The 24,598-nt window shown below is 37.2% G+C and carries 27 protein-coding genes and 1 pseudogene; 20 read left to right on the plus strand and 8 right to left on the minus strand.

Annotated features, from left to right (window positions below; translation table 11 throughout):
• Positions 1-86 precede the first annotated feature (86 nt).
• The 3 genes from ACEN3Z_RS00545 (at position 87) to ACEN3Z_RS00555 (ending at position 4,527) form a co-directional block, all read left to right on the plus strand.
• On the plus strand, positions 87-1,994 hold the full coding sequence (locus ACEN3Z_RS00545; protein ID WP_407089121.1) for a DUF2207 family protein: 1,908 nt from the start codon (positions 87-89) through the stop codon (positions 1,992-1,994).
• Positions 1,995-2,126: 132 nt separating this feature from the next.
• Positions 2,127-2,990, plus strand: coding sequence for an MBL fold metallo-hydrolase (locus ACEN3Z_RS00550; protein WP_407089122.1), 864 nt, complete (start codon positions 2,127-2,129; stop codon positions 2,988-2,990).
• A 313-nt stretch (positions 2,991-3,303) separates the two neighbouring features.
• On the plus strand, positions 3,304-4,527 hold the full coding sequence (locus tag ACEN3Z_RS00555; protein WP_407089123.1) for a S1C family serine protease: 1,224 nt from the start codon (positions 3,304-3,306) through the stop codon (positions 4,525-4,527).
• Positions 4,528-5,066: 539 nt separating this feature from the next.
• Here the strand turns inward: ACEN3Z_RS00555 and ACEN3Z_RS00560 are convergent.
• Positions 5,067-5,747 carry a potassium channel family protein gene (locus tag ACEN3Z_RS00560; protein WP_407089124.1) on the minus strand — a complete coding sequence of 227 codons (681 nt, stop codon included), beginning with the start codon at positions 5,745-5,747 and terminating at the stop codon, positions 5,067-5,069.
• A gap of 1 nt (position 5,748) precedes the next feature.
• Positions 5,749-7,125, minus strand: coding sequence for a TrkH family potassium uptake protein (locus ACEN3Z_RS00565; RefSeq protein WP_407089125.1), 1,377 nt, complete (start codon positions 7,123-7,125; stop codon positions 5,749-5,751).
• Between the two features lie 94 nt (positions 7,126-7,219).
• Here ACEN3Z_RS00565 and rlmH point away from each other — a divergent pair, with 94 nt between their 5' ends.
• The 3 genes from rlmH to ACEN3Z_RS00580 all read left to right on the plus strand — a co-directional run bounded on the left by rlmH (position 7,220) and on the right by ACEN3Z_RS00580 (position 8,972).
• Positions 7,220-7,699, plus strand: coding sequence for a 23S rRNA (pseudouridine(1915)-N(3))-methyltransferase RlmH (rlmH, locus tag ACEN3Z_RS00570; protein WP_407089126.1), 480 nt, complete (start codon positions 7,220-7,222; stop codon positions 7,697-7,699).
• 75 nt (positions 7,700-7,774) lie between these two features.
• Positions 7,775-8,293 (plus strand): helix-turn-helix domain-containing protein, encoded by a 519-nt coding sequence (locus ACEN3Z_RS00575; protein WP_407089127.1) that lies wholly within the window; start codon positions 7,775-7,777, stop codon positions 8,291-8,293.
• A gap of 1 nt (position 8,294) precedes the next feature.
• Positions 8,295-8,972 carry a hypothetical protein gene (locus ACEN3Z_RS00580; RefSeq protein WP_407089128.1) on the plus strand — a complete coding sequence of 226 codons (678 nt, stop codon included), beginning with the start codon at positions 8,295-8,297 and terminating at the stop codon, positions 8,970-8,972.
• Positions 8,973-9,064: 92 nt separating this feature from the next.
• On the opposite strand, the gene ACEN3Z_RS00585 is transcribed toward ACEN3Z_RS00580, so the two are convergent.
• The 3 genes from ACEN3Z_RS00585 to ACEN3Z_RS00595 all read right to left on the minus strand — a co-directional run bounded on the left by ACEN3Z_RS00585 (position 9,065) and on the right by ACEN3Z_RS00595 (position 10,252).
• Complete coding sequence (locus ACEN3Z_RS00585; protein WP_407089129.1) at positions 9,065-9,397, minus strand: DUF1643 domain-containing protein; 333 nt, start codon at positions 9,395-9,397, stop codon at positions 9,065-9,067.
• Between the two features lie 116 nt (positions 9,398-9,513).
• Positions 9,514-9,798 carry a hypothetical protein gene (locus ACEN3Z_RS00590; protein WP_407089130.1) on the minus strand — a complete coding sequence of 95 codons (285 nt, stop codon included), beginning with the start codon at positions 9,796-9,798 and terminating at the stop codon, positions 9,514-9,516.
• The gene (locus tag ACEN3Z_RS00595; RefSeq protein ID WP_138404461.1) at positions 9,791-10,252 is read right to left on the minus strand and encodes a JAB domain-containing protein; all 462 of its coding nucleotides are present in this window, start codon (positions 10,250-10,252) and stop codon (positions 9,791-9,793) included. The genes ACEN3Z_RS00590 and ACEN3Z_RS00595 overlap by 8 nt, the downstream gene beginning before the upstream one ends.
• Positions 10,253-10,614: 362 nt before the next feature.
• Here ACEN3Z_RS00595 and ACEN3Z_RS00600 point away from each other — a divergent pair, with 362 nt between their 5' ends.
• From ACEN3Z_RS00600 to ACEN3Z_RS00615, 4 genes are all read left to right on the plus strand, one after another.
• Positions 10,615-11,568, plus strand: coding sequence for a restriction endonuclease (locus ACEN3Z_RS00600; protein ID WP_138404460.1), 954 nt, complete (start codon positions 10,615-10,617; stop codon positions 11,566-11,568).
• 78 nt (positions 11,569-11,646) lie between these two features.
• On the plus strand, positions 11,647-11,799 hold the full coding sequence (locus ACEN3Z_RS00605) for a hypothetical protein (protein ID WP_407089131.1): 153 nt from the start codon (positions 11,647-11,649) through the stop codon (positions 11,797-11,799).
• Positions 11,800-11,802: 3 nt separating this feature from the next.
• A complete protein-coding gene (locus ACEN3Z_RS00610; protein WP_407089132.1) occupies positions 11,803-12,477 on the plus strand; it encodes a DEAD/DEAH box helicase family protein in 675 nt (224 codons plus the stop codon).
• On the plus strand, positions 12,434-12,601 hold the full coding sequence (locus ACEN3Z_RS00615; RefSeq protein ID WP_171031296.1) for a hypothetical protein: 168 nt from the start codon (positions 12,434-12,436) through the stop codon (positions 12,599-12,601). Before ACEN3Z_RS00610 ends, ACEN3Z_RS00615 begins: the two co-directional genes overlap by 44 nt.
• Positions 12,602-12,775: 174 nt before the next feature.
• On the opposite strand, the gene ACEN3Z_RS00620 is transcribed toward ACEN3Z_RS00615, so the two are convergent.
• Positions 12,776-13,042, minus strand: coding sequence for a DUF4230 domain-containing protein (locus ACEN3Z_RS00620; protein WP_407089134.1), 267 nt, complete (start codon positions 13,040-13,042; stop codon positions 12,776-12,778).
• A gap of 86 nt (positions 13,043-13,128) precedes the next feature.
• Between ACEN3Z_RS00620 and ACEN3Z_RS00625 the strand changes: the two are divergent.
• The 6 genes and pseudogenes from ACEN3Z_RS00625 to ACEN3Z_RS00650 form a co-directional block, all read left to right on the plus strand.
• Positions 13,129-13,365: pseudogene (locus ACEN3Z_RS00625) on the plus strand (hypothetical protein); the annotation flags it as partial.
• Between the two features lie 157 nt (positions 13,366-13,522).
• The gene (locus ACEN3Z_RS00630) at positions 13,523-13,699 is read left to right on the plus strand and encodes a heavy-metal-associated domain-containing protein (RefSeq protein ID WP_407089153.1); all 177 of its coding nucleotides are present in this window, start codon (positions 13,523-13,525) and stop codon (positions 13,697-13,699) included.
• Positions 13,700-13,852: 153 nt separating this feature from the next.
• Positions 13,853-15,235, plus strand: a complete 1,383-nt coding sequence (locus tag ACEN3Z_RS00635) for a L,D-transpeptidase family protein (protein WP_407089135.1) — start codon at positions 13,853-13,855, stop codon at positions 15,233-15,235.
• A 586-nt stretch (positions 15,236-15,821) separates the two neighbouring features.
• Positions 15,822-17,807, plus strand: coding sequence for an AAA family ATPase (locus tag ACEN3Z_RS00640; RefSeq protein ID WP_407089136.1), 1,986 nt, complete (start codon positions 15,822-15,824; stop codon positions 17,805-17,807).
• Positions 17,794-18,855, plus strand: coding sequence for a 5-methylcytosine-specific restriction endonuclease system specificity protein McrC (mcrC, locus tag ACEN3Z_RS00645; protein ID WP_407089138.1), 1,062 nt, complete (start codon positions 17,794-17,796; stop codon positions 18,853-18,855). The genes ACEN3Z_RS00640 and mcrC overlap by 14 nt, the downstream gene beginning before the upstream one ends.
• A gap of 352 nt (positions 18,856-19,207) precedes the next feature.
• Complete coding sequence (locus tag ACEN3Z_RS00650) at positions 19,208-19,759, plus strand: zinc-binding dehydrogenase (RefSeq protein WP_407089140.1); 552 nt, start codon at positions 19,208-19,210, stop codon at positions 19,757-19,759.
• Here the strand turns inward: ACEN3Z_RS00650 and ACEN3Z_RS00655 are convergent.
• Entirely contained in the window at positions 19,730-19,864 is a 135-nt protein-coding gene (locus tag ACEN3Z_RS00655; protein ID WP_407089141.1) for a hypothetical protein, read from the minus strand. The two genes, ACEN3Z_RS00650 and ACEN3Z_RS00655, sit on opposite strands and share 30 nt — an antisense overlap.
• A complete protein-coding gene (locus tag ACEN3Z_RS00660) occupies positions 19,857-20,318 on the minus strand; it encodes a JAB domain-containing protein (RefSeq protein ID WP_407089143.1) in 462 nt (153 codons plus the stop codon). The genes ACEN3Z_RS00655 and ACEN3Z_RS00660 overlap by 8 nt, the downstream gene beginning before the upstream one ends.
• A 366-nt stretch (positions 20,319-20,684) precedes the next feature.
• Here ACEN3Z_RS00660 and ACEN3Z_RS00665 point away from each other — a divergent pair, with 366 nt between their 5' ends.
• The 4 genes from ACEN3Z_RS00665 to ACEN3Z_RS00680 all read left to right on the plus strand — a co-directional run bounded on the left by ACEN3Z_RS00665 (position 20,685) and on the right by ACEN3Z_RS00680 (position 24,563).
• Positions 20,685-21,506: a DEAD/DEAH box helicase family protein gene (locus ACEN3Z_RS00665; protein WP_407089144.1), complete on the plus strand. Its 822-nt coding sequence runs from the start codon at positions 20,685-20,687 to the stop codon at positions 21,504-21,506.
• Positions 21,470-22,042, plus strand: coding sequence for a glycine betaine ABC transporter substrate-binding protein (locus ACEN3Z_RS00670; RefSeq protein WP_407089155.1), 573 nt, complete (start codon positions 21,470-21,472; stop codon positions 22,040-22,042). Before ACEN3Z_RS00665 ends, ACEN3Z_RS00670 begins: the two co-directional genes overlap by 37 nt.
• A gap of 895 nt (positions 22,043-22,937) precedes the next feature.
• On the plus strand, positions 22,938-24,023 hold the full coding sequence (locus tag ACEN3Z_RS00675) for an NCS2 family permease (RefSeq protein WP_407089145.1): 1,086 nt from the start codon (positions 22,938-22,940) through the stop codon (positions 24,021-24,023).
• A complete protein-coding gene (locus tag ACEN3Z_RS00680) occupies positions 24,024-24,563 on the plus strand; it encodes a phosphoribosyltransferase family protein (RefSeq protein WP_138404466.1) in 540 nt (179 codons plus the stop codon). It begins immediately after the preceding gene.
• Positions 24,564-24,598 lie beyond the last annotated feature (35 nt).

A 24,598-nucleotide genomic window follows, 5' to 3' on the forward strand; every position in this document is an offset into this window, starting at 1 on the left:
TAAAAAGTAATTCATGCTTTAGTGTGCGAATGCATCCTATACATGGTAAAATACTATTATAATGAATGGAAAGTTAGGTGAGCCAAATGAATTTAAATCGTTTGAGCCGAAATATATTGAGCTTGTTACTCTCGCTCTTTATTCTTGTGCCGCTGATGACAATTTCAACCGTGAGTGCCCAGGATATTAGTTTTGATATAACAGAAGCAGATATTACAGGACAAATTTCGTCGGATGGCGATGTGTCTTTTAAAGAAATCTACACATTCGATGTCGATTATATGAATGGAGCTTACCACAATATCGATTATGGGGGTTACAATCTAACTGAATATCGTGTTGGGATTTTAGATGAAGAAACCGGCGATATTAATTACCTCAATGAAAGTTTTAACGAAGCACCTGGAACGTTTAAAGTATCCGATAATGGTCAGATTTTTAGACTACAAGTATTTAATCCAGCAGAGGACGAGACGGTGCATTTTGTATTCGAATACACACTAGAAGAATTAATTACTAACTATAATGACACTGCCGAGATTAACCGCAAGATCGTTCCGGAAAATACAGACGATGACTTTGCGGTCGATGCAAGAATTTACTTACCCGGAAGTGTCTCAAACCCAGATGATTTCCGAGCGTGGGGTTATGGACCTTATAACGGAGAAATTCAGCCGGTCACTGAAGGCGATCAAAGTTACATCGATATCACAGTGCCAGACAATCCACCAAATCAATTCGTGGAAGTTAATGCAATCTTCCCAACCGCATTAACACCAAATAACCAAAATATCGTTCAAGCAAATATGAAAGATGAGATTATTGAGCGATCTGAAGCAACCGTCGAAGCAGATAGAGAGGCGCATGAAAGTTCACAACAACGCCGTTGGTTGTGGGTCATCTTAGCTTTAATTGGCTTCCCACTCGTGACTATCTTTGCTTGGGTGTATTACTTCCGTAATCATCGTAAACTAAATCCAAAGCCAGCGCATGTCCCAGAACATGTCTATTCTTTACCAGAAGAGTTAACACCCGCCATTATGGCAACAGCGGTTTTTCGTGATAAGCCAATTGCGGATGACTTCTCGGCAACAATTATTGATTTAGCCCGTAAAGGATATATCAAAGTAGAAGAAGTCAGTCGAGAAAAACGGGGTCTTTTAAAACGCAAAAGCGCGTCAACCATTCGTGTATCGCCGGTTGAAGAAGAAGCTGACTTATTTGATTTACAAAAGCATGAACGCTATGTTTATGAATACTTACTTCCAAACAATGAACCGACAACACTCAGTCAAATCGAAGAAGATATTCAAAGTAATCGTAATACTAAAAAGCAAAAATACCGTAAATGGACACAGTTTGCTAATTACGTTGAAGTCAAAGGTGAACAAGTTAAAAATCAACCCAAAGAATATAATAATTCCGTTGGTTACGCTGTTCTAGCTGTTATTGCAAGTGTGATTATGTTATTTGTTTTACTATTTTTAACTTTAGATTCACCACTACAAGAACATATTATGCCGATTTTACTAGCCTTCACAGTGAATTTGATCTTAGCCATTGTCATCTTATTATTGACGACACTTCGACCTATTCGAACTTACGAACAAGATAAGATGATTAAAGAGTGGAAAGGCTTTGCGAATATGTTAGATGATATAGGGAATTTCAACATGCGTGAAGTTGCTTCACTGCCTCTCTGGGAAGAGTTTTTAGTTTATGCGATTTCCTTAGATGTGGCAGATAAAGTGATTGAAGCCATGAATAAAGAATATGGTATGGAAGAATTGAGTCAAATGGCAATGCCAATGGTTATCTACAGTAACCCTTACTGGATTAACCAAGTTGTCAGACCATCGATTAGCCAATCCGTGACAAGTAGCGCTCCAGCACAAAGCAAATACTCTGGGTCGAATACGGGAGGTTTTGGTGGTGGCTTCTCTAGTGGGTCATCTGGAGGATCAGGTGGCGGTGGGGGAACCGGTGGTTTCTAAACCAAACTAGCCAAACATCTATCAGGCACATTTTGCTTGATAGATGTTTTTTTGTAAGCAATAAGCATTGCCAATCTCGAGTTGTAATGATAAGCTATCTAGTACGTTAAAATGAAAGTAAAGAGTGATTAAATGACTGAAATAATTATACCTGGATCGACGCCAGGTAAAGAAGAAAAGAAAAGTGTTCAAGACGCATTTGATACATTGCAATACTCCATTTTAGCAAGTGGAAGTAGTGGGAACTGTACTTATGTCGAATCGATGAATCACCGAATTATGATTGATGCCGGACTCAGCGGCAAGCGAATCGAAGGCCTATATGCTCAAATTGACCGTCAGGTGAGCGATATTGATGCGATTCTCGTGACGCATGAGCACAAAGATCATATTCACGGTGTCGGTGTCCTTTCGCGTAAATACAATATTCCAATCTATGCTAATGCTAAGACATGGAGCGCCATGGAAAATATGATCGGAAAAATCGCATCCGAGAACCGTCAATATATCGAACCAGATACACTTGTATCGATTGGTGATATTGATGTGTTAAGTTATGGTGTCAGCCATGATGCGATTCAACCACAATTTTATGCTTTTCAAAAAGGCAAAAAACATTTCGCGATGCTAACAGATACAGGTTACGTCAGCGACCGCTTACGCAGCCAATTAAAGAATCTTTCGGCTTACTTAATCGAGAGTAATCATGAGATTGAACTGCTACGCTACGGAAAATATCCTTGGTCTGTTAAACAAAGAATCTTAAGCGACAAAGGGCATTTAAGTAACGAAGACGGTGCCTTAGCGATGAAAGACTTAATCGGTAACAACACGACCGATATTTACCTAGGTCACTTAAGCCGTGACAACAATACAAAAGAATTTGCGATGGCTTCAATGGAAGATATCTTACGTTACAACAACTTTGCAGTAAACGAAGATTTCTTACTACACATGACCGATCCCGGCGAAGCAACCCCCTTAAAACGCCTATAAACGTATAAGCAACCCGTCTGAGTTAGCCAAAGCTAATAAAGATGGGTGTTTTTATATTGAAATTGTGATGTGAGCTGGCTCACGCCAAATGAACTGTGATTTGTCTTAGGTTGTCTCTTCTCAAGCCACACCGATCACCCATTTGGCTTAAGATACACCTAAAAAGTGTCACAGCACTCTTATTTTAACGCGATGTCATAAAGATTAAGACAGCTTAAGATTATAATCCAGATTTTATTGATAATTTTTCATAAATGATTCATAAATGGTTGTTAAAATATAATATGTAATAAAATTAGAAAGGAAGATGCTAGTGAAAAAGAAAAACCAACAAACCGAAACTCCATCATCAAGCTTTTGGCGTAGTGTGTTCGGCGGAATTATGGGAACTGTCCTTGTATTATCATTAGTCGGTGTCCTAGGATTCGGCTTATTGAGTGACGATCAACCAACCGCATACTCGCAAGAAGACTTAATTGAATTCGAATCAACAATTACCCAAACAGTGCAAGATACACAGGAAGCTGTCGTATCAGTCGGAAACTACCAATCAGTTCAAACTAATCCATTTGGCCAAAGAGGCTATGTTGAAGGGCAAGGATTACAACTGGAAGATATCCAACAAGAACCAATTCTAGTCGGAACAGGTAGTGGTGTTATTTATAAAGTTGATGGAGAGATAGCCTACGTTGTTACAAATAACCATGTTATTGATGGGCATGACTCTTTAGAAGTCACTTTAAATGACGGAACTCAAATTGAAGCAACCGAAGTAGGATCAGATGCGCTAAGTGACTTAGCAGTTTTACAAATCTCATCTGAAAGTGTTACTGATGTGATTGAATTTGCGAACTCTGATGAAATCCAAGTTGGTAGCATAGCAATTGCTATCGGATCACCTTTAGATTCAGCAACATTCGCCTCAACAGTAACGCAAGGGATTGTCTCAGGACTTAACCGTTCATTACCAATCGATACAGATGGTGATGGGGCAGAAGACTGGGAAATGACTTTACTACAAACGGATGCAGCGATTAACCCAGGTAACTCTGGTGGGGCTTTAGTTAATTCAAGTGGTCAGCTGATCGGAATTAACTCAAGTAAAATTGCTACATCGACCGTCGAAGGAATGGGCTTTGCTATCCCAAGTAACGATGTGACTCAAATCATCGAGCAGCTTGAAGCCAATGGTGAAGTCATCCGTCCAGTACTCGGAACAACAACTGTTAACTTGAACTACTTTGCCCTTGAAACACGTGTTCAAGATTTAGGTTTAGCTGAAGACATGACTGACGGAGCTGTTGTTATTGATGTAGCAGCCAACTCATCAGCCGAAGCAGCAGGTATTGAACAATTTGATGTCATTACCGCAATCAATGACGAACCTGTTACTGATGGCCAAGTATTACGTCAATTACTCTATGAATACCAAGTTGGCGACACAATTACCCTAACACTTATCCGTGGTGGGGAAGAGCAACAAATTGATGTGACATTAGAAGCATCACCTACTACAAACACTCAACCAGTACAATAAAAACTCACAACGTTAAGTGAAATGAATTGAATAAATCTACCCAATATTTCAATTTTACTCCTCAAGAACACTTTTTCTAAGCGTCAGTGAAACAAAGAAACGGTTTAGCGTCATGCTAGATCGTTTTTTTGTTTTGTAAAAACGAAGTTAAAGGATTCTGCTTGTGAATAAAATCTATGTGTATAAACATGCAATGCTAAGTTATCAACAAATAAACAAGTTATCAACAGAAAACACCCCGATAATTGTGCATAACTGTTGAAAAGTGTGGATAAGTACACAAAATGAAATAAAATTACATCTATCAGTGTGAAAGAATAATAACCAGATGATAATTATGGGGTATTCAACAGAAAAATGACTTATGCACAGACTTATGCACAATCTGTTAGTGGATAAGTCGCAAAAACGACTCTTATTTACATAAAATCCGAAATAAATACACAAAATTCAAAATAATACCAACCATGAATTGTGGATAACTTTCTATAAAAACAAAAAACTCACTTCACAAAGTATGAAGTGAGTTTTAATCATATTTACAGTTGACCAAGATAGTCAAATTTTTCAAACGTATGCGTATTCGCAATCCCAACTAAGATAACATCTTCTGGCAATGGCTCAGCGATATTAATCCCAGTTAAATTCTCTCCACGCTCAGATCGTTGTCCAATCAGGTTAATCTCGTATTTACGACGCAAATCAAGATTAGTCAACAGCTTACCAATCCAAGCTTCAGGAATTTCAAATTCTATAATCGATGTATCATCATCCAAACGCAAGACTTCATCAATTTTATTTCGTAATATTTTCGATGCTAAGCGGTGACCAGAATCACGTTCCGGGGCCACAACCGCACTCACACCCACTTCATACAAGACATCTTCAAACATCAAACTACGAGCCTTCGCAACGATCTGAGGAACGCCTAATTTCTTACAATGCATCACTGCAAGAACCGCACTTTCTAAGTGAGTTCCTGTTGCGATGACCACAACATCACAGTTATTAATCCCAACATTTCGAAGTAATTCAATGTCTGTAAAGTCACCAATCGTCGCATTTGTCACTTGTTCTGAAATCTTTTGAACTTTAGCCGCGTCAGTATCAATGGCGATGACTTCACACCCATACTCACTTAACTCTGTTGCGACGCGCTCGCCGAAGATACCTAAACCAAGCACACCTACAATTTTTTCTTCATTTTGAACCCCTCTCATATTAACCAAGGAAAATATTCGTCTCTGCGTAATGTATTTCACGATTACGTCTTTGTAAAATACCTAACAGTAAGGTAATAGGCCCAACTCGCCCGGCTATCATCAGAACAACCATGATAGATACCCCAAAAGGATTTAAATAATCAATCGTATTAAAAGAAATTCCGGCTGAACCTAGGGCATTTGCTGTCTCAAATAAAATATCCAAAGAATCAAGATGAGGATGAGTTAATAAAATCGCCCCATACCCAACAAATAATAAAATGACAAAGAATAAAACAATAATCACTGCTTGCTTCACTATACGTGATGGAATAATTCGTTTAAAAGCCACGACATGGTTATAACTTTGAACCTCAGATTTAAATAATAAGACCAAAATCGCAAACGATGTGACCTTAATCCCGCCAGCTGTCCCACCCGGTGCACCACCAATAATTGTCTGCACCATAGAACTTAATTTTGTAAAAGGATTTAACTCAAAGTAATTCACCGAAGTATAGCCAGCCGTACGCGTATTTGTAGTATTAAAGAATGCGTTCAAGAGCTTCAAGCCCGGAGACATGTCCCCAATCGAATTAGGATTCGACCATTCAGCAGCTAGAAACAAGACTGTTCCTAAAGCGATAATCGCGCCTGAAAAGACCAAGACTATACGAGTATGAACGGATAAATGTTGAAAAGTGAGCTTCAATGACCGTGGACGACTTTTAATATACTTGCCGACACGTTCAGATAATTCAAACCAAACAGAAAAACCAATCCCACCTGAAACCACTAATAATGAAACAGTTAATAAGATCAAAGGATTATTGTAAAAACCTTCCAAACTATCTGTGTATAAATTATGAAAACCCGAATTACTAAAAGAAGAGATGGATAAGAATAAAGCATTAAAAGCCCCTCTAGCAAAGCCAAAACGAGGTACAAAATCATACATAATAATTAAAGCCCCAATAATCTCAGCAGAAATCGTAAATTTATAAATTGATAATAGAAAATCCATCAAGTTACGGTTCGTATCCCGACTTAAAGATTGTTGAAGTAAATACTGATCTTGCAATGAAAGCCGCCGGTTAAGGTAGAAAATACCAACGTTTAAGATCGTAATCACACCTAGTCCACCGACTTGGATAAGTAAGAGAGCAATCACTTGCCCAGCTAAATTATACGTCTCAGCAATGGGTAAAGCCGCCATACCTGATACACAAACAAGCGAAATCGCTGTTAATAAGTGGTCGAAATAACCTACATCGGTTGAAGATTGGTGAAAGATAGGAAGAGATAAAATCAAACTTCCGATAAATGCCACAAGCACAAAACTTAATGTTAATTGAAGAGAAGTCGAAATTTTTCGGTTCCCAATCGTAATGGCCAAACCTAATCGCACCTTTCCATAATTAATTCAATGTAAATACCATACAAAATATATCTGATAAATGCTATGATAATTCAGACAAAGGAGTGAGGAAATGAATATCGAAGTGATTGTTGTAGGAAAATTAAAAGAAAAATATTTAAAAATGGGTATCGCCGAATACTTAAAAAGACTCGATGCTTACGCTAACGTAAAAGTCATCGAACTCGCGGACGAACCAACTAAAGAAAATATGAGTGACGTCGAAGAAGAGGCTGTCTTAGCCAAAGAAGCCGACCGCATCAAAGCTAAATTAGACCCAAGTCGCAAAGTCATCGTCCTAGCGATTGAAGGAAAACTTATCTCATCGGAAGAACTTGCCAGCCAATTAGATGACTATGCAACTTACGGGCAGAGTAAAGTAACCTTTATAATTGGAGGATCTCTCGGCTTACACAAATCTTTAAAACAATCGGCAGACTTATCCATTAGCTTCGGCCGTATAACATTACCTCATCAGTTAATGCGATTAGTGTTGGTAGAGCAAATCTACCGAGCGTTTCGGATAATGAAGGGGCATGCGTATCATAAGTAATGATGAAAAAGCCATCTAAGAGTTAGTCATTTAGATTTTAAACGAAAATAATCACAGATATATAGGGGAATAAAAATGAATAAAGAAAAAATATTAGAGTTAATCTCAAAAAGTGAAGACGAAATTCATGATTTTAAACAAGAATGGTATAAATCTTCCCAACATTCAGAATTTATTAAAGATATATTTAGCTTTGTTAATACTTCTCATCATGAAGACTGTTATATCATTATTGGTGTTGATGATGACCGAAACATAATTGGATTAGATGAAAACGATGAGAAAAGAAGATCTCAACAACAATTAATAGATTGGGTTAGAACCTGGCCAACTGCAAACAATATGCTTCCTCCTATTGAAATCAATTCTCTAACTATTGATAGTAAACTAGTCGATGTTATCACTATCAAGGATACAAATAATATCCCTATCTATCTTAGTAAAAGATACAAAGGTGTAGATGCGTGGCAAATATTCACGCGTAATAAAGATGTAAATACTCCTCGTAATGATTCTGCCAATTTCTGGGATATTGAAGAATTATGGAGAAAAAAGATTTTCGTTAGATCAAACAATACAAAACAGGTATATTGAAGTGCTCAAAGATATAAAAAATTGGAGCTATTTTGTAAATAATGACCAATCAGGGTTTCTTTACAATCTTAATCCAGATTTTCATATTATTATGGATGAAGATACTCAAGATAGACACGAGATTCTAGCTTATAGCCTAGATTGTTTTAGGAAAAACCTATCGTGGATAAATTTAAAATTTAATTATAGGAATATAACTATTGATTACACTTTAGGCAATCATTTAGATGGAGCTAAAGCACTAATTGTTGCTCCTCATCTAAGTTCATTAAATGATATTGACCCTAAGAATAGAACAGGTAGATTGACATATTATTCTTTAAAAAAAGATTCACTAGACTACCATTTAAATCGATTAATAGTGGATTCCAACTTATATCTCCCCAGAGAAAGCACAAAATACATAATTTCAACAATCGAAGAAAGTATCGTTTTTTTTGAACACCCTAAGGAAGAAAAAATAATATCTGAGAATATCTTTACTCTGTTTCCCAATTTACATGAAGTAATTATTCCTAGCGAGGAAGAGATTGAAAACTATATTTCTATGGTATCAATGGATATAAAAAATCAATCAAGTAATAACAGTCATTATGTAAAATTAATATTAACTGAAAATAAGTTGGCAAAATTTATCAATGAACATAAAAAGGAAATACTATCATATGATATCGAATGAGAATATCACGGTTTAAAATTACTAGAATTATGTTTATCTTGTTCTTCTGATATATAAGATAAATAAAGTCCATATGACAATAGCAAGGTATCCTAAATGATGCTAAAAGTTACAATTATATGTCTCCGTAAGGAGTGTGTACTGAATGTTGGCTTCGCTTTTAAAATCATCAGGGAATCTGGAAAACCTATCTTTGAATAGAGGTTCACCGATAAGAAGCCCCCAAAGCCTAGTTTATAGACATTGTTGGTAACTAACATGGTAGTGGTATCGGTGATGACCAGTTCTGAGCTAGAGGGGTAGAGCGTAATGACAGCCACAATCGGCTGTTTGTCATACCAAATCCGCTCTAACACATAGCGGTGAGCACCTGAATCTTCTTCGATCACTTTGGTGACCATCTCTTTGCTTAACTCTTTAACCATCTTACTTGCCACCTCCTTTTCTTCGTTCAAGTTCTTTTGCGACTGTAGAGGCGATAAGGACGATGCCTTCTAGTATCATGATAGTTATCTGCATCTTAAACACCTCCATTTAGTAATCAATAGCGAATGAGCTCATAATCATCGAGTAAGCCCATTAGTGTCATGGCTGGTAACTCACTCCCAAGGGGTTCTAGCAAGTAAACCATCGTGTCACCATAAGCATACAGACACGTCAGGACTTGTTGATCCGGTTTAAAATAAGAAACATAATTAGGAGGGGTAAGAGAGGTATCTAACTCATCTCCCTCGAACACATAGGACTCATAGCCCACGTCATCTATGCTTATAGGACGACCTAAGTGTTCGCTTAGCCATTCAAGGGCAAGTGCTTCCTTACTCATAGATAATCCCTCCATTATCTAAGAACCCTTCACCAAGGAAGGAGAAATAGTCGGTCGGTGTCACGATGAGGTGGTCCACCAGTTCAATCCCTATTAAAGCGCCCGCCTGTTGAATGCGACGTGTGAAATCAAAATCAGATTTTGAAGGCGTCGTATCATAGGATGGGTGGTTATGAGCGATAAATAAGCGAGCACAGTTTGACAAAATAGCATGCTTAAAGACTTCTCCTGGTGTCGCAATCGTTGAATTCAGCGAACCCACTGAAACGGTAGAGATAAAGTTCATGGCTGATTTTGTGTTGATCCCAACGACAATCAAGGTTTCTCGGTCATTACTCCCAATGTAATCCCGGGCAAAGTTCGCGACCGTTCCCGTAGAATTCAAGTTCAAACCTGCAAACTGAGGCTCTGCAACCACGATTTGTTTCAATTGGACAAATGATATAGTTTCCATAGTATTTCCTCCTAAATAGCAAATAAGGACAAAGAACCCCCATCGATTGGTATCGATGGGGGTGTTTAACGTCCTGTAAATGAATGATTGTCTATAATTAAGCCAGCCATTCAAATGTATAATATATACTCAACTTCTTAACAGATTACGCTAAGTAAGATAGGGAGAGGGACTCATAAATTGGTAAGGGTTATCAGTGAAGGATATGCTATAATTGCTATGATGTGTAAAAAGGATTTTTTTTAGTAACACTATACAAAGATAAGTAATTAAAATCACAAGGGCAACTATCATAAAAAATGGAGCTATATTAAGGCGTGTAAACTACGGATAAAAAATGGTTAGTAGAAAGGAAGTTTAAATTGAATAGAGATTGGACTAAGCTCAAACTATCTTCGAATGGGATTCCTACATATGATTCATTACTCCCATTTGTATTAGAGGTAACAAAAAATGAAGAAGAGACAACAAATAAAGTAATCAAGCAAAGGTTATTCGACTTTCTACAAGTTCCAAAAGAAGTAAGAGAGAAGACCTACCCCGACTATCCAGACACCGAGCCTATTCTACCGAATAGAGTGAGTTTTACGATAAGTGATTTATTTAAAGCGGGGGCACTAAAGCGTGTTAAAAGAGGCGTATATCAAATAACCGATTCAGGGCTAAAGTTATTAGAAAAATATGGAGGGAATTTAAGTAAAAAACATTTAGAAGCTCAACCCGAGTATATTCAGTATATGTCTGAACTCCAATTAAGAAATCAAAGGACAGACGGTGATTCTGAAGCACCAAATACTGAACAACCTGAATTAAATATTACAAAAATAATTAATACTAAGAATAACGAAACAGCCATCGAATTATTAGACAAGATTAGAGACAGTGATCCTTTTTTCTTTGAGCGTTTGGTAGTAAACTTGTTAGATAAAATGGGTTACAGTGGCGAAAACGGAGATGCAAAAGTTACGAGTCGTTCAAACGATGGTGGAATTGATGGCATAATAAACCAAGACCCACTCGGAACGAGCACAGTATATTTGCAAGCCAAGAGGTATAAAGAGGAGAATGTTATTGGTAGGGCAGCTATCCAAGGGTTTTATGGGGCTTTAGCTGGTGTAAATGCAGACAGAGGTGTTTTCATCACAACCTCAAGCTTCAGTAAAGGATCAAAAGAGTTTGCTAAGGGTCAAGGGATAGTTCTGATTGATGGAATTCAATTAACTGAACTCATGCTGAGGTATGAAGTAGGTGTGGAGAAAGCAAATGAATATATTATTTATAGAATTGATAATGACTTTTTTGAATTGGAAGAGTAATTGCTAAATGTTTGAATGAAAGTAGTAAGAAAATACAAAGGTAAATTCATAGTAGTTAAGTAAAAGGTGGAATGAAAAGTGAAAACAAAATTATCATCATTAGAAGAACTGTTAGAAGAAATAGATAAGAAAGACGGTATCCAAAGAGACCGAGGAACCATGTTTGAAAATGTTTCATTAGTTTACTTTAAGAATGAACCAATGTACAAGCAACGTTTCAGTGACGTTTGACTTTTGAAGGATGTTCCTGATGAATATGGTATACCCAAAAGTGATGTGGGTGTAGACCTTGTCGCAAGAGAGCGTATCACTGGAGACTTAGTAGCTATCCAATGTAAGTACTATGACCCAACAACGACCATTCAAAAAGGGCACATCGATTCATTTTTAAATGAGTTAGGGAAGAAGTACTATGCGAGTGGAATCATCGTAGCGTCTTCTCCCCTTTGGTCAAATAATGCAGAGAATGCTCTGAAAGATAGAGATAAAAAGATTGCTCGCATTGGTTTTGAAGATTTAATTAATAGTCACATTGATTGGTCCGAGTACTCACCAAGTAAAGCACAAGCTTTTGCACCGTTAAAGCCTGCAAAAAAACCAAGACCCCATCAAGAGGAAGCGATTGATGCAGTCTTGGAAGGATTTAAAGAACAAGATCGGGGTAAATTAATCATGGCACCCGGGACAGGTAAAACTTACACCTCTCTTCAAATTGCAGAAAGGTTAGCTAAAGAAAAAGCAGAACAATTTCGAGTGTTGTATCTAGTGCCTAGTATCCAATTGCTGTCCCAATCCTTAAGAGGATGGACAGGAGATAGTATCTATGCGAACGATATGAATACCATTGCTGTTTGTTCAGACCGCAATGCTTGCTTGTTCACAACGAGGTTTAGGGGAATATTATATTAAACAAAATAATCGAGATGAAGCAATAAGGCATTTAGAAGAAAGTATCCAAAACTTTAACGCAGCTGTAGATTTTATAGGAGCTTATGAAGTTAAGCAAATCATTGAAGCGATAGATGATAATTAAATTATTGGAATAAAATATGGAATCCAAAGGTTTCAAATAAGTGTCAGAGTCATAAAAGTACGCATCTAGCTTAATGACCTTAAAATTAAAAAAATACACACTTTAACAATATCGGCTAATTGTTGAAGTGTGTATTACTTGAATGAATGTAAACTAATTAATATTTCAAGTGAGCTAATGGTACTCGACTGTATATTCATCCGTATCATAAAAACTATTAACGGTTGAATTGAGAATTGTAATGGCGTTTTCTCTTGCTGCATCAAGTAAGCCGTTTTTAACAGCATCCTTTTTAGCGGTATCTTTCAAATCTGCTACAGATAAATTCATATCACTAAAGGTAAAAGTGTTGAAAGGGCTATAAGATTCGTCATAAATAATTAAGCTATCCTGAAAGACTTCTTCACTTAAAATTTCTGTTTCAGGCAATTCAACGAACACCGTCTTATGTGTCTCCTCTCTGAAACCGTCGGGGTTTCGGGGAATGGTTATACCCATATCTCAATCGGACGACGCAAAAAGAACTCTATGTTTTAGGTTTAACCAAGGGCACTGCTAATAATATGAAACAGAATATCGTGATTGAGGTGAGCGTCGTGTTAATTTTGTTAGCTTCCTTATTATTTAGTGACTGGATGAATATGTCGATTGGGATGCTTGTCCACGAAGGCAGTATCTTAATGGTTACTTTAAATGGTATGGGATTATTGAGATATGAGTTGAGAGGCAAGCGTCAAACAGCAGTACCTGTCAAAATAAACTAAACCGCGGACGGCTGACAGCAATATTTTGTCTGAGAAATTGATGGGCATCAAGTTGTTAATAATAGATGAGTCGTGTAATAAAATATCAAATAGAGAAAAGGGGAATTCAGCAACAATCCAATTAGAAACGTTATCTTGTCCATCCTGTCTATAGAAAATCGAAAGTGCGGTGAAAGGCCTGAAGGGTGTCGAACAAGACAGCGTGAAAGTAATGTTCAACGCTAGCAAGGTTAAGACAAATTTCAACGAGCAAGAAGTGACGCTGGATGAGATTAACAAGGCCATAGAAGATGTGGGCTACGAAGTGTTGAAGTCAAAAGCCAGAGCAGTTTAAGACGGTAGAGATGGCATAGTAAGGAGTAGCGGAGACGAAAGTCTTCGCTTTTTTTGTTTAAGAAAGCAAAATATTGATCTGAGTCAATTATTTTAGCGCCAGTCTTGTTTATGATGAGAAGTAGGAGTCATCGAAGAATGAGGGAGGAAAAGGATGAAAGTATCACATAAAGTTTTGGGAATTGGGCTACTACTGATAGTGGCAAGTTATATGATGGGCGAATGGTATTTCGCTGAACGATTCTATGCCAACACGCAGTTTGCGGGAGTGAATATCAGTTATTTGAATCAGACTGAGGCTGAAGAGAAGGTGGAATCTGGAGTGGCTGAGCGCACTGTAAGTGTACAAGAAGGAGATCGCAACTGGGGAGAAGTAACTTACCAGGACTTGCGTCTAGAATTGGAAGTCAAAGAAGCAGTCGCTCAAGTTCAGAAGGAACAAGGGCAGAGCTTCTGGCTGACAAGTTTCTTTGAGGGAAGCGAGTATGGCTTGGAGTCAGCGGATTATTTGGTACTTGAGCAAGAGCGCGTTGTGGACAGATTGAGTGGCTTCGATCATTTTTGGGAGGGACGGTTACCAGCAGAGGATGCGTCTTTAATCTATGTGGATGAGGCTGGTTATCAGATTCAAGCTGAGAAGACAGGGACAAGATTGAATATAGATATGTTAGTCTCTCAGTTGTTGGAAGCAGTCGAGGCAGGGGCTGGAGTAGTCGATGTCAGCGAAGCTTATCAAGCGGCTGAAGTGACGGTGGATGATGCGGTGTTGCAGGAGCGACTGGCACAGATTGAGGCAGCGACTTCGATGTCGATTACTTTATTGATTGCTGGTTATGAGGAAGTCATCACGCCAGATAGGATTGCAAGTTGGCTTTATGTAGACTCAGAGGATGACGAGTTGTATTTTGATAAAGAGATGATTTATGATTATTTAGGCGGTTTGAATGAGGCCTATGCGACCTATGATGATTCCCGGTATTTCGAGAGTACGTTAAGAGGCGAGGTGCAGTTAGTGCCGGGGACTTTAGGTTGGTCGATTGACCGTGAAACGGAGGTTGCGACGATTCTGGAAGACTTGTATGCGGGCGAATCGGTGGTGCGTGAGCCGATGATTGTAGGAACGGGTTACAATGGGAGCATGGATGATATTGGCTTGAGTTACATTGAAGTGGATATTCTGAACCAGTCGATGTTTGTTTATTTGGATGGGGAGTTAGTGCTGTCGACGCCGGTTGTGACGGGACAGATTGGGACGGATACGGTGCCGGGGGCTTATTCGATTTGGAACAAGGAAACACCATCTGAATTGGTGGGCTATAATCCTAGGACCCAGATGGATTATGTGCAGCCGGTGCAGTATTGGATGGGTTTTGATGATACAGGGCATGGAATTCATGATGCGAATTGGCAGCCTTACTTTGGTGGGGATACGTATTTGACGAATGGTTCCTTGGGCTGTGTCAATACACCACCTGATGTGATGCCGTTAGTGTTTGAGTATGCTTATATGGGGATGCCTGTGCTGGTGTTTGAGTAGTGAATGATTAGTGAGTATCAATGGGTGAGTTGGAAGTTACGGGTTCTGTCTTTTTCCGTCGGGGAATCGGGAAATCCTATCTTTGAATACAGGTTCACAGAAAAACCCCCCAAATCCCAGTTTGTATACGTTGTTGGTAATCAACATGGTCGTAGTATCCGTTATAATCAGTTCGGAGCTAGAGGGGGTAGAGTGTAAAGACAGCCACAGTAGAATTCAAGTTCAAACCTGCAAACTGTGGCTCTGCAACCACTATTTGTTTCAATTGGACAAATGATATAGTTTCCATAGTATTTCCACCTAAATATAAATAAGGACGTTAACTATTAGTAAACACTCAAGAGTATAATATAAGTTTGAAAGTTGAGAAGAATACATAATTGCTTGTAAGCCCATCTTGTAAGAATTTAATTATGATATAATAATTTTAACTAGCAAGATGCGTGTTAAAAAGTAAAAAATACAATGGTAAGATCATAATATCAAAGATGAGGGTGGATAATGAAACCCACATAATTAGACCTTAGCTATATATTTTATATTGGTATTGCTATATTGGCAAAAGCATTATTAAAGGAGCTTTTACATGAATAAAGATTATCAATGGATTAAATTCTACGAGGCACTAGCAGATAAATTACTGGAATATAAGGATAATCGGAAAGAACTACACACTATTATGAGTGAACTATCTCAGGATTATCCTTTATTAAACTATCTTCATTTTGAAAGAGATGATTGGTGGGAAACAAAAAATTATGAGATAGATCCATTTACAATTATGGGTGCTTTTAATCGAGGTATCACAGATAAAAATAGAATTAGTATAGCGAATATTTATGCGAAAACTTTTAGTATTAAGGTCCCAGTACCAAATGATTTTGGTGGAATTCCAGTTCTTTTTAACATGTCGTCAATTTTTGGAGATAACGGTAGTATATTATGGGATTTATTTATTGAAGCTATGAAGTATTCAAAAACAGAAGAGGCAACTGAAGATTTTAAGGAAGCATTCGAGAAAGCTATTGCCGCACCATGGAATGGACTGGGAACCATTACTATGGGTTTGTACTGGATAAGACCTAATTTTTTTATCAATCTAGATAGTACAAATAGTAGTTATATCCCTCACAACTTTAACATAGAGGTGCCTGATAAAACAGTTACAGGGGATGGTTATCTTCAGTTTCTAAACGAAATTAAAGTTAAAGCCCCTGATCTCACATTTCCAGAAATATCTCATTTAGCTTGGGAGGATACTTTGCGAATAAGAGATGGGAATAAATATTCACCTGGTTTAACGGTTGAAGATTGGCAAGAATTATTGAAAGATGATGAGGTTTTTAAAACGGAAAGCCTTGAAATCATGAAGCGCCTTAAAGATTACGGTGGCAAAGCAACATGCACTCAATTATCCAATAAATATGGGGAAGCGATAAACTTTTATAACAAAGGTGCTTCTGCATTAGCACAAAGAGTACATAGAGTGTCACAATGCAAAACCTATGAGGAGAATGGGAATAAGCGCTGGTGGCGGATTTTATTTACAGGTTCTAAAGCAGATAAACAGGATGAAGGATTCTTTTATTGGAAATTAAGAGATGAATTAAATATAGCTTTAGATGGAATAGATTTATCTAAAATTAATTTGTACGCTTCAGATTTTTTTGCGGTGGAAGATGGACCAAATCAAATAATCATAAAATCGATTGAAAAGTATGATAAAACTGAATTTCTAGACGAAGTATATCTTTCAGAGGATGAATATGACACTTTAGCAGCATTATTAACCAATAAGAAGAATATTATTCTGCAAGGTGCTCCAGGAGTTGGGAAGACGTTTGCAGCTAAACGATTAGCTTGGTCGATGATAGGGGTGAAAGACGAGTCGCGTATTGAAATGATCCAATTCCATCAAAACTACTCGTATGAAGATTTCATCATGGGCTATAAACCAAAAGAGGATGGGTTTCAATTACAGGACGGAATTTTTGTTAACTTTTGTCGTAAGGCTGCCAAAGATTCAGATCAGAATTACTTTTTAATCATTGATGAGATTAATCGAGGAAATATGAGTAAGGTTTTTGGAGAACTATTGATGTTGATTGAAAATGATTATCGAGGAAAAGAAATTAGACTTCCTTATAGTGGAGAGGTGTTCAGTGTGCCTGAAAATCTATACATCATCGGTATGATGAACACTGCCGATCGAAGCTTAGCTATGATTGATTATGCTTTAAGGCGCCGCTTCAGTTTCTATGAGATGGAACCTAGTTTCGATTCAGAGGGGTTTAAAAGTTATCAAGAAAATTTAAATAATGAGAGGTTCAATAAGTTGATTGAGTTCACTAAATCACTCAATCTTGAAATTGAGGCGGACCCCACTTTGGGCAAAGGTTTCTGTATTGGTCATAGTTATTTCACTGGGCAAAAGGAATGCACTAATAACTGGATGAATCTAGTTGTTAAGTATGACATTTTACCGATGTTAAAAGAGTATTGGTTTGACGAAGATGAGAAAGTCAATAATTGGGCAAGCAACTTAAAGGGTGTTTTAGATGCTAAAATATAAAAACTCTTTTATCCAAAATATTTACTATATGCTGTGTTATGCCTTTAAAGTGTTGCAGCAGACAAATTACGAAGAAGTTGAAAGTGAATCTTTTGATAATATATATGATCTTTTTGCAGAAATTTTGATAAAGGGTTTGAATAAGCAGTTGAAACAAGGCCTCCATAAAGAATACGTAGAGAAACACAAAAATTTAGCTACCATCAGGGGCAAAGTTAATTTACGAGATTCACTGGCTAATAAGATGCAGCGTAAGCAACTGCTAGTTTGTGAATACGATGAACTTTCTGAAGATAATAGTTTAAATCAAATTTTGAAAGTCACGATGATACTTTTATTAAAAGAGCCTTCAGTTAAGAAAGAAAAGAAAGCTAAAATGAGAAAACTAATGCTATATTTTGCTAACATCAGCATTATAAATCCTCGACAGATTAAGTGGCAGAATCTACAATTCCAGAGAAATAATCAAACTTATCGGATGCTGATTAACATATGTAAATTTATCATTGACGGTTTACTTCTTTCAACTGAAGCAGGTACGTACAAGACCCCAACTTTTTCTGATGAGAATATCGAGATGCTATTCGAGCGCTTTGTGCTTGAATATTACAAGTACCACTATCCGCATTTAAAGGTACACCGTCCTCATGTCAAATGGAATTTAGTTGGAGAAGATTTTAATGAGGGGATGACTTTCCTGCCACAGATGAAAACAGATATTAAGCTTAGTTATCAAGAAAAATCCCTCATTATTGATACAAAGTTCTATGGGCAAATACTTTCTGATTTTGAAAAATATAAATCTATTAATTTATACCAAATATTCTCTTATGTGAAGAATGAAGATGTGAATAGAACGGGAAATGTCTCAGGTATGCTTCTGTATGCCAAGACTGATGAAACGAAGAATATTGAGTATTCTTTCAATATGGATGGTAATCGTATTGGTGTTAGAACGTTGGATTTGGGGCAGGAATTTATTGGGATAAAGGGGCAGTTAGATGGGATTGTGGGAGAGTATTTTGGGTTGGAATTATATTTAAAGTGATGGTACTGGATAAAGAAAGTATTTATTTAAGAAGAGGAATAATTGATAGGTTTTTCATAATAAATCAAATCGGAATTTTATTTTACTATTTCTAAAGGTTTTAAATGGATATTTATGCGATTGTAATATTTATGACTATTTAAGGATTAATCATTAAGAGGTAATTCAAAGTACAATTTCAAATTAGAGTTCAATTTTTTATTTGGAAGTGGTCTTTTTAAAATGTTTACTTAATGAGTATTATTCTAATGAAACATCATATTGAAATGATTGCGCTTTCACTTAAGTTGATATAACTTGGAACGGCTGGCTTTACAGCTGCCCAAGCCATTGACTACCTTGAAAAACATGGATGACTCATGCGAATAATCCGCGTGTGCTGGTGACAGGGGCATCCGGCGGTGCGGGAAGTATCGGATTGGCCATCTTAAAGCAGATTGGTTATACTAATGTTACTGCTATGATCCGTAAAGATGATCAAGAGGAACTAGTTAAAAAACTGGGAGCTACTGATATCTTATGGGCGCAAGATATCGACGAAAAACGGCCGCTTATTTCTCAAAAATATGATTTTATCTTAGATACGGTTGGTGGGGAGGTAGCAGCAATCTTGATTCCACAAATTCAGGCCAATGGATCCTTTGCCATGTGTGGAAATGCCGGCGGTGTTGAATTAAATACGACCGTTTTACCATTTATTCTGCGTGGGATAAACATTTTGGAAATTAATACTATCTTTATTAGTCATGACTACCGGCTTGAATTATGGGAGAAAATGGCTACAGATTGGAATGTAGTAGATAAACTGGTTAGTAGTACAGTTAAACTGGAAGAAATGACTGAAACAGTTAATAACATCAAAAATGAAGTCCATCTAGGTCGGACTATCATTGAAATAAACTAATCGTACTCCTTCAAATATATAAGATTCATAACCGACATCCTCTAGTGTTATCGGCTGACCTAAGTATTCGCTGAGCCATTCATGGGCAAGTGCTTCCTTACTCATAGATAACACCTCCATTGTCTAAGTAACCTTCACCCAAGAAAGAGAAATAGTCAGTGGGTGTGACAATCAAGTGATCCACCAGTTCAATTCCTAGTAGAGCTCCCGCTTTTTGAATCCGCATGGTAAATTGAATATCCGTTTCTGATGGGGTTAAATCAGAAGACGGGTGATTGTGAGCGATAAAAAGGCGAGCGCAGTTTGACAGAATGGCATGTTTAAAAATTTCTCTGGGTGTCGCAATGGTTGAGTTAAGCGACCCCACCGATACGGTAGAAATAAAGTTAATCGCAGACTTTGTGTTGACCCCGACAACAATCAAGGTTTCACGGTCATTACACCCAATGTAATCACGGGCAAAGTTCGCTACGGTCCCAGTAGAGTCCAAGGTCAGCCCTTCAAATTCGGGCTCAGCAACAACAATTTGCTTCAACTTTACAAATGATACAGTTTCCATAAAATTTCCTCCTAATATAAAATAAAGACAAAGAACCCCCATCGATTGGCATCGATGGGGGTGTTTAACGTCTTGTAAATGAATGATTGCCATACTTAGAACCAGACATTCAAGATAATAATATATAATCAGATTGTCTTTAGATACAGGAAAGTAATTATTCTCATTTACTCGATATGTTATAATAAACTTAATACAATAGATGATACTAGAACACTCTGTGGGCTATAGAAAAGGGTAACGATTTATCATCATATTGAATGAAGTCAAGGAGCGTAATCAACTATGAAAACAAATTTATCATCATTGGAAGAATTGTTAGAAGAAATAGATAAGAAAGACGGTATCCAAAGAGACTGAGGAACCATGTTTGAAAATGTTTCATTGGTTTACTTCAAGAATGAACCAATGTACAAGCAACGTTTCAGTGACGTTTGGCTTTTGAAGGATGTTCCTAATGAATACGGTATACCTAAAATTGATGTGGGTGTGGACCTAGTAGCAAAAGAACGGATTACGGGAGACTTAGTAGCCATTCAATGTAAATATTATGCCCCATCTACAATCATTCAAAAAGGGCACATTGATTCGTTCCTCAACGAAATAGGTAAGAAGTACTTTTCAAGTGGTATCATTGTTGCGTCTTCACCAAGATGGTCCTCTAATGCCGAGAGTGCTTTAAAAGATCGCGATAAGAAAATTGCTCGTATCGGCTTTGAAGATTTACTGAATAGTCATATCGACTGGTCACAATACTCACCAAGTAAAACAGAGGTAGCAGTACCTTTAAAACCTGCAAAAACACCTAGACCGCACCAAGTGGAAGCGCTCGAAGCAGTACTAGAAGGGTTTAAAGAACACAATCGCGGTAAGTTGATTATGGCTCCCGGGACAGGTAAGACATATACCTCGCTCCAAATTGCTGAACAACTAGCTAAAGAAAAAGTAGGGCAGTTTAGGGTCCTGTACTTAGTTCCCAGTATTCAACTTCTTTCTCAATCTTTACGTGGATGGGCAGGCGATAGTATTTACGCCAATGATATGAATACCATTGCGGTCTGTTCTGATAGAAGTGTAACTCGTAAAGAAAGTGAAAGTACTGAGTTTGATATAAGTGTGGCCGACATTGGTTACCAATCACTCATGGTTCTATTCTTAGTGAATATGAACATCAGGTTGAAGATTTAGGACCTAATTTAGAAGGTGCCAAAAGTGGTCTTGTTGTTCCAACTTATATGGATATCGATTCGATCGAAGATTTAACTAATCAAGCTGGGCAAACAATTGTCGGTATTGAACCCGGTGCAGGTATTATAATCCAAACAGAGCTTGCTCAAGACGTTTACTCTAATATTAGTAATTGGAAACTTGATACACCTTCAACTGGTGCGATGTTAGCTTTATTAGATGAGGCAATCACTAATGAAGAAGAAATTGTCATCACGGGATGGACTCCGCATTGGAAGTTCCAACGCTATGATTTAAAGTTCTTAGAAGATCCAGAGAATGTTTACGGAGAATCAGAACAAATTCATACATTGGCACGACTTGGTTTAGCTGAGGAAATGCCAGAAGCTTACCGTATTCTTGATAATTTCAATTGGACAGTTGAAGATATGGAGAGTGTAACCTTAGCAATGGAGAATGGAATAACAAAAAAACAAGCTGCACAAGATTGGATTGACCAAAACCGTGACAAAGTAGATGAATGGTTAAATAATTAAACAAAATAAGTTATGTAATTCCCCTCTTTCTTTACGCTAAGTAAAGTTGGTGGGGATTTTTTCATATTACAAGGGAATTCATGTTAACATTCTTATTTACCAACTAAAATGCTTCACTCAGCAATTTGGTTAATATAGCTTTCAAAATCTCACAATTATTCATGGTAGGCTCAATTAGCATAGTTAAATTGCCCTTTACCCTTCTTCAAAAAATCTTTCGAGTACGATACGTATTATAGTTAAATTGAAAAATATGCCACATTATAAAGTAAGGACACTAAATTAATATAAAACATTTTTGAACACAGTCTGATTATTCTGCCTCAAACATAAATCACCTTTTAGGAAGATTTCGGACAAATTTCACTTGTCTAAATTAAACTGAACTGGAGATTCATAACCAGGTCTATCGTTTTATTTGTAATTTTTATCATTATATTGATTTTTAATATTCTAACATGCTAACTCAGAATCTGAGTCGACACATTGGGTGACTTAATGTGTCAACTCAATTTAATAGTCGATACATTAAAAGCAACTTATAACTTTTATTAGAACTACCTCACCTAGTTATCTATTGAGGTTTTTAAAGAAGTAAAAAGCAATCCATCGCTACTAATAGAATAGTTTGCTGTAACTATGAGCAACGCGATTTCATCCTTAGAGTCTATCCGATTAAACTTGAGAAGCACGAACTTAGGAAAGGCTTTGAAAGCAATCATCACCTTGTAAAATAACAAGCAGATCGAAATATTAAGCTTGGTAAATCAATACAAAACTTTTACGTTCACAAAAAAACGAACATTAACTCAACATCACTAATCAATGTTTATTTTTTATTTTGTTTATAGCGCTCTTTTACTTTATAGTATTTATATAAAATATTTTAATTGGAGTGAATAAATTGCATTATATTCAAGATATATTGGCAGCAATCGGAGTAGTTATTAACGGAATCCCACAAGGCATCCTTGCCTTATCGTTCGGGTTTGCAGCTTTTCCAACTGGTTTAGGTTTTGCCTTCTCAGCCATTGCAAATGCGGTAACAGGATCTGTTGCACCCGTTTCTTTTCAAGTCGAAACAATTACTGTGGCCGGCACAATGGGTGATAACAAAAGAGAACGAGTTTCCTTAATTTTTTATGCAGCAATTATTATGACTATTATTGGTCTTTTTGGTTTAATGGATAAACTTGTTAGCTTTGTCGGAGTAGAAATCACCTCTGGTATGATGGCTGGTGTGGGGCTCATCTTAGCTAAAGCGGCAATTGATATGGCTCGAAGCAATCGCGGTGTTGGTATTATCTCGTTTTTTACCGCTCTTATTGTCTATATTTTCACCCATGATTTAGTTTATACAATCGTTGCTTCTGTTGGGCTAGCAACTTTCTATTCTTCGTTTTATAAAAAGCAAACATTTGACTTAGTAGGAGATGTTGCAGAAAACAAATTGAGCTTTGTTAAACCGCTTGGACTTAATTGGAAAATTCTACGTGGCGCTTTAGCGCTAGCATGTTTAAATATCGGTTCAAATATTTCTTTCGGAATGATTACTGGGAGCATGACCGGTTCCGATACAAACCCTGTAGATGTGGATGTATTGACTGTCGTTAGTTCAGTCGCTGATTTTATTACAAGTTTATTTGGAGGCGCACCTTTAGAGTCGATTATTTCAGCAACAGGTAGTGCCCCTAATCCAGTGTTCTCTGGTGTCTTGATGATGACTTTGATGGCTTTACTACTATTCTTCGGTGTTTTACCTAAATTAGGTAAATTCGTCCCTATGGAATCAATCGCAGGCTTCTTATTTGTTTTAGGAGCAATCGTAACGGTTCCGTCAAACTTTTCTTCTGGATCAGAAATTGACCCTATGACAACCGGTATTACAATGATTGTTAGCTATTTCTTTGATCCATTTTTCGGAATGTTAGCTGGCGTTGTCGTGAAATTTTTATTACCATTATTAGGAGTGAGTTTATAAATGAAAACATTCGACTTAACGATTGCAGGTCTAAAGCGTTCTCTACCGATTGTTCGCTTGTCTGAAAATTTAGCCATCGCATCATTTGTGCTACTAGGTGACACTGAATTAGCAGTTTTAGGTGCTGAAGCATTAGCAGACAAAATTAATACGGAGTTTGATTACTTTTTAACCGCAGAAGCAAAAGGTATTCCACTCGTTCAATGTATTGCCCAAGAATTTAACCATCCTAAGTTTTATGTCGCAAGAAAATCAGTTAAAGCTTATATGGATAATCCACTCATTACCGAAGTGTTGAGTATTACAACTCAAGCATCTCAACAATTAGTATTGGACGGTAAAGATGCAGCAGAATTAAAAGGCAAAAAAGTTATTTTAATTGATGATGTCATCAGTACTGGCGATTCACTTGCTGCCTTAAAACAATTAGCTGAAGAAGCTGGTGCCATTGTTGTAGATCAGCTTGCACTCCTCGCTGAAGGTGATGCAGCTAAACGAACTGATATTCAATTTTTAGAAGAACTCCCTTTGTTTGATTAATCGCTTAACCCCCACAAAAGCTCTTTTTAGAGTAA

Source organism: Ruoffia sp. FAM 26254, from assembly GCF_045528545.1.
GTDB classification, from domain to species: Bacteria; Bacillota; Bacilli; order Lactobacillales; family Aerococcaceae; genus Ruoffia; species Ruoffia halotolerans.

What these genes read in the sequence shown, in the direction of transcription:
- ACEN3Z_RS00595 (WP_138404461.1), bottom strand. Translation starts at nt 10,252, where the DNA reads ATGGAAACTATATCATTTGTCCAATTGAAACAAATCGTGGTTGCAGAG.
- ACEN3Z_RS00560 (WP_407089124.1), bottom strand. Translation starts at nt 5,747, where the DNA reads ATGAGAGGGGTTCAAAATGAAGAAAAAATTGTAGGTGTGCTTGGTTTA.
- ACEN3Z_RS00585 (WP_407089129.1), bottom strand. Translation starts at nt 9,397, where the DNA reads ATGGTTAAAGAGTTAAGCAAAGAGATGGTCACCAAAGTGATCGAAGAA.
- ACEN3Z_RS00635 (WP_407089135.1), top strand. Translation starts at nt 13,853, where the DNA reads ATGAAAGTATCACATAAAGTTTTGGGAATTGGGCTACTACTGATAGTG.
- ACEN3Z_RS00615 (WP_171031296.1), top strand. Translation starts at nt 12,434, where the DNA reads ATGCTTGCTTGTTCACAACGAGGTTTAGGGGAATATTATATTAAACAA.
- ACEN3Z_RS00655 (WP_407089141.1), bottom strand. Translation starts at nt 19,864, where the DNA reads ATGAGTAAGGAAGCACTTGCCCATGAATGGCTCAGCGAATACTTAGGT.
- ACEN3Z_RS00575 (WP_407089127.1), top strand. Translation starts at nt 7,775, where the DNA reads ATGAATAAAGAAAAAATATTAGAGTTAATCTCAAAAAGTGAAGACGAA.
- ACEN3Z_RS00660 (WP_407089143.1), bottom strand. Translation starts at nt 20,318, where the DNA reads ATGGAAACTGTATCATTTGTAAAGTTGAAGCAAATTGTTGTTGCTGAG.
- ACEN3Z_RS00550 (WP_407089122.1), top strand. Translation starts at nt 2,127, where the DNA reads ATGACTGAAATAATTATACCTGGATCGACGCCAGGTAAAGAAGAAAAG.
- ACEN3Z_RS00640 (WP_407089136.1), top strand. Translation starts at nt 15,822, where the DNA reads ATGAATAAAGATTATCAATGGATTAAATTCTACGAGGCACTAGCAGAT.
- rlmH (WP_407089126.1), top strand. Translation starts at nt 7,220, where the DNA reads ATGAATATCGAAGTGATTGTTGTAGGAAAATTAAAAGAAAAATATTTA.
- ACEN3Z_RS00545 (WP_407089121.1), top strand. Translation starts at nt 87, where the DNA reads ATGAATTTAAATCGTTTGAGCCGAAATATATTGAGCTTGTTACTCTCG.
- mcrC (WP_407089138.1), top strand. Translation starts at nt 17,794, where the DNA reads ATGCTAAAATATAAAAACTCTTTTATCCAAAATATTTACTATATGCTG.
- ACEN3Z_RS00680 (WP_138404466.1), top strand. Translation starts at nt 24,024, where the DNA reads ATGAAAACATTCGACTTAACGATTGCAGGTCTAAAGCGTTCTCTACCG.
- ACEN3Z_RS00590 (WP_407089130.1), bottom strand. Translation starts at nt 9,798, where the DNA reads ATGAGTAAGGAAGCACTTGCCCTTGAATGGCTAAGCGAACACTTAGGT.
- ACEN3Z_RS00650 (WP_407089140.1), top strand. Translation starts at nt 19,208, where the DNA reads ATGACTCATGCGAATAATCCGCGTGTGCTGGTGACAGGGGCATCCGGC.
- ACEN3Z_RS00665 (WP_407089144.1), top strand. Translation starts at nt 20,685, where the DNA reads ATGTTTGAAAATGTTTCATTGGTTTACTTCAAGAATGAACCAATGTAC.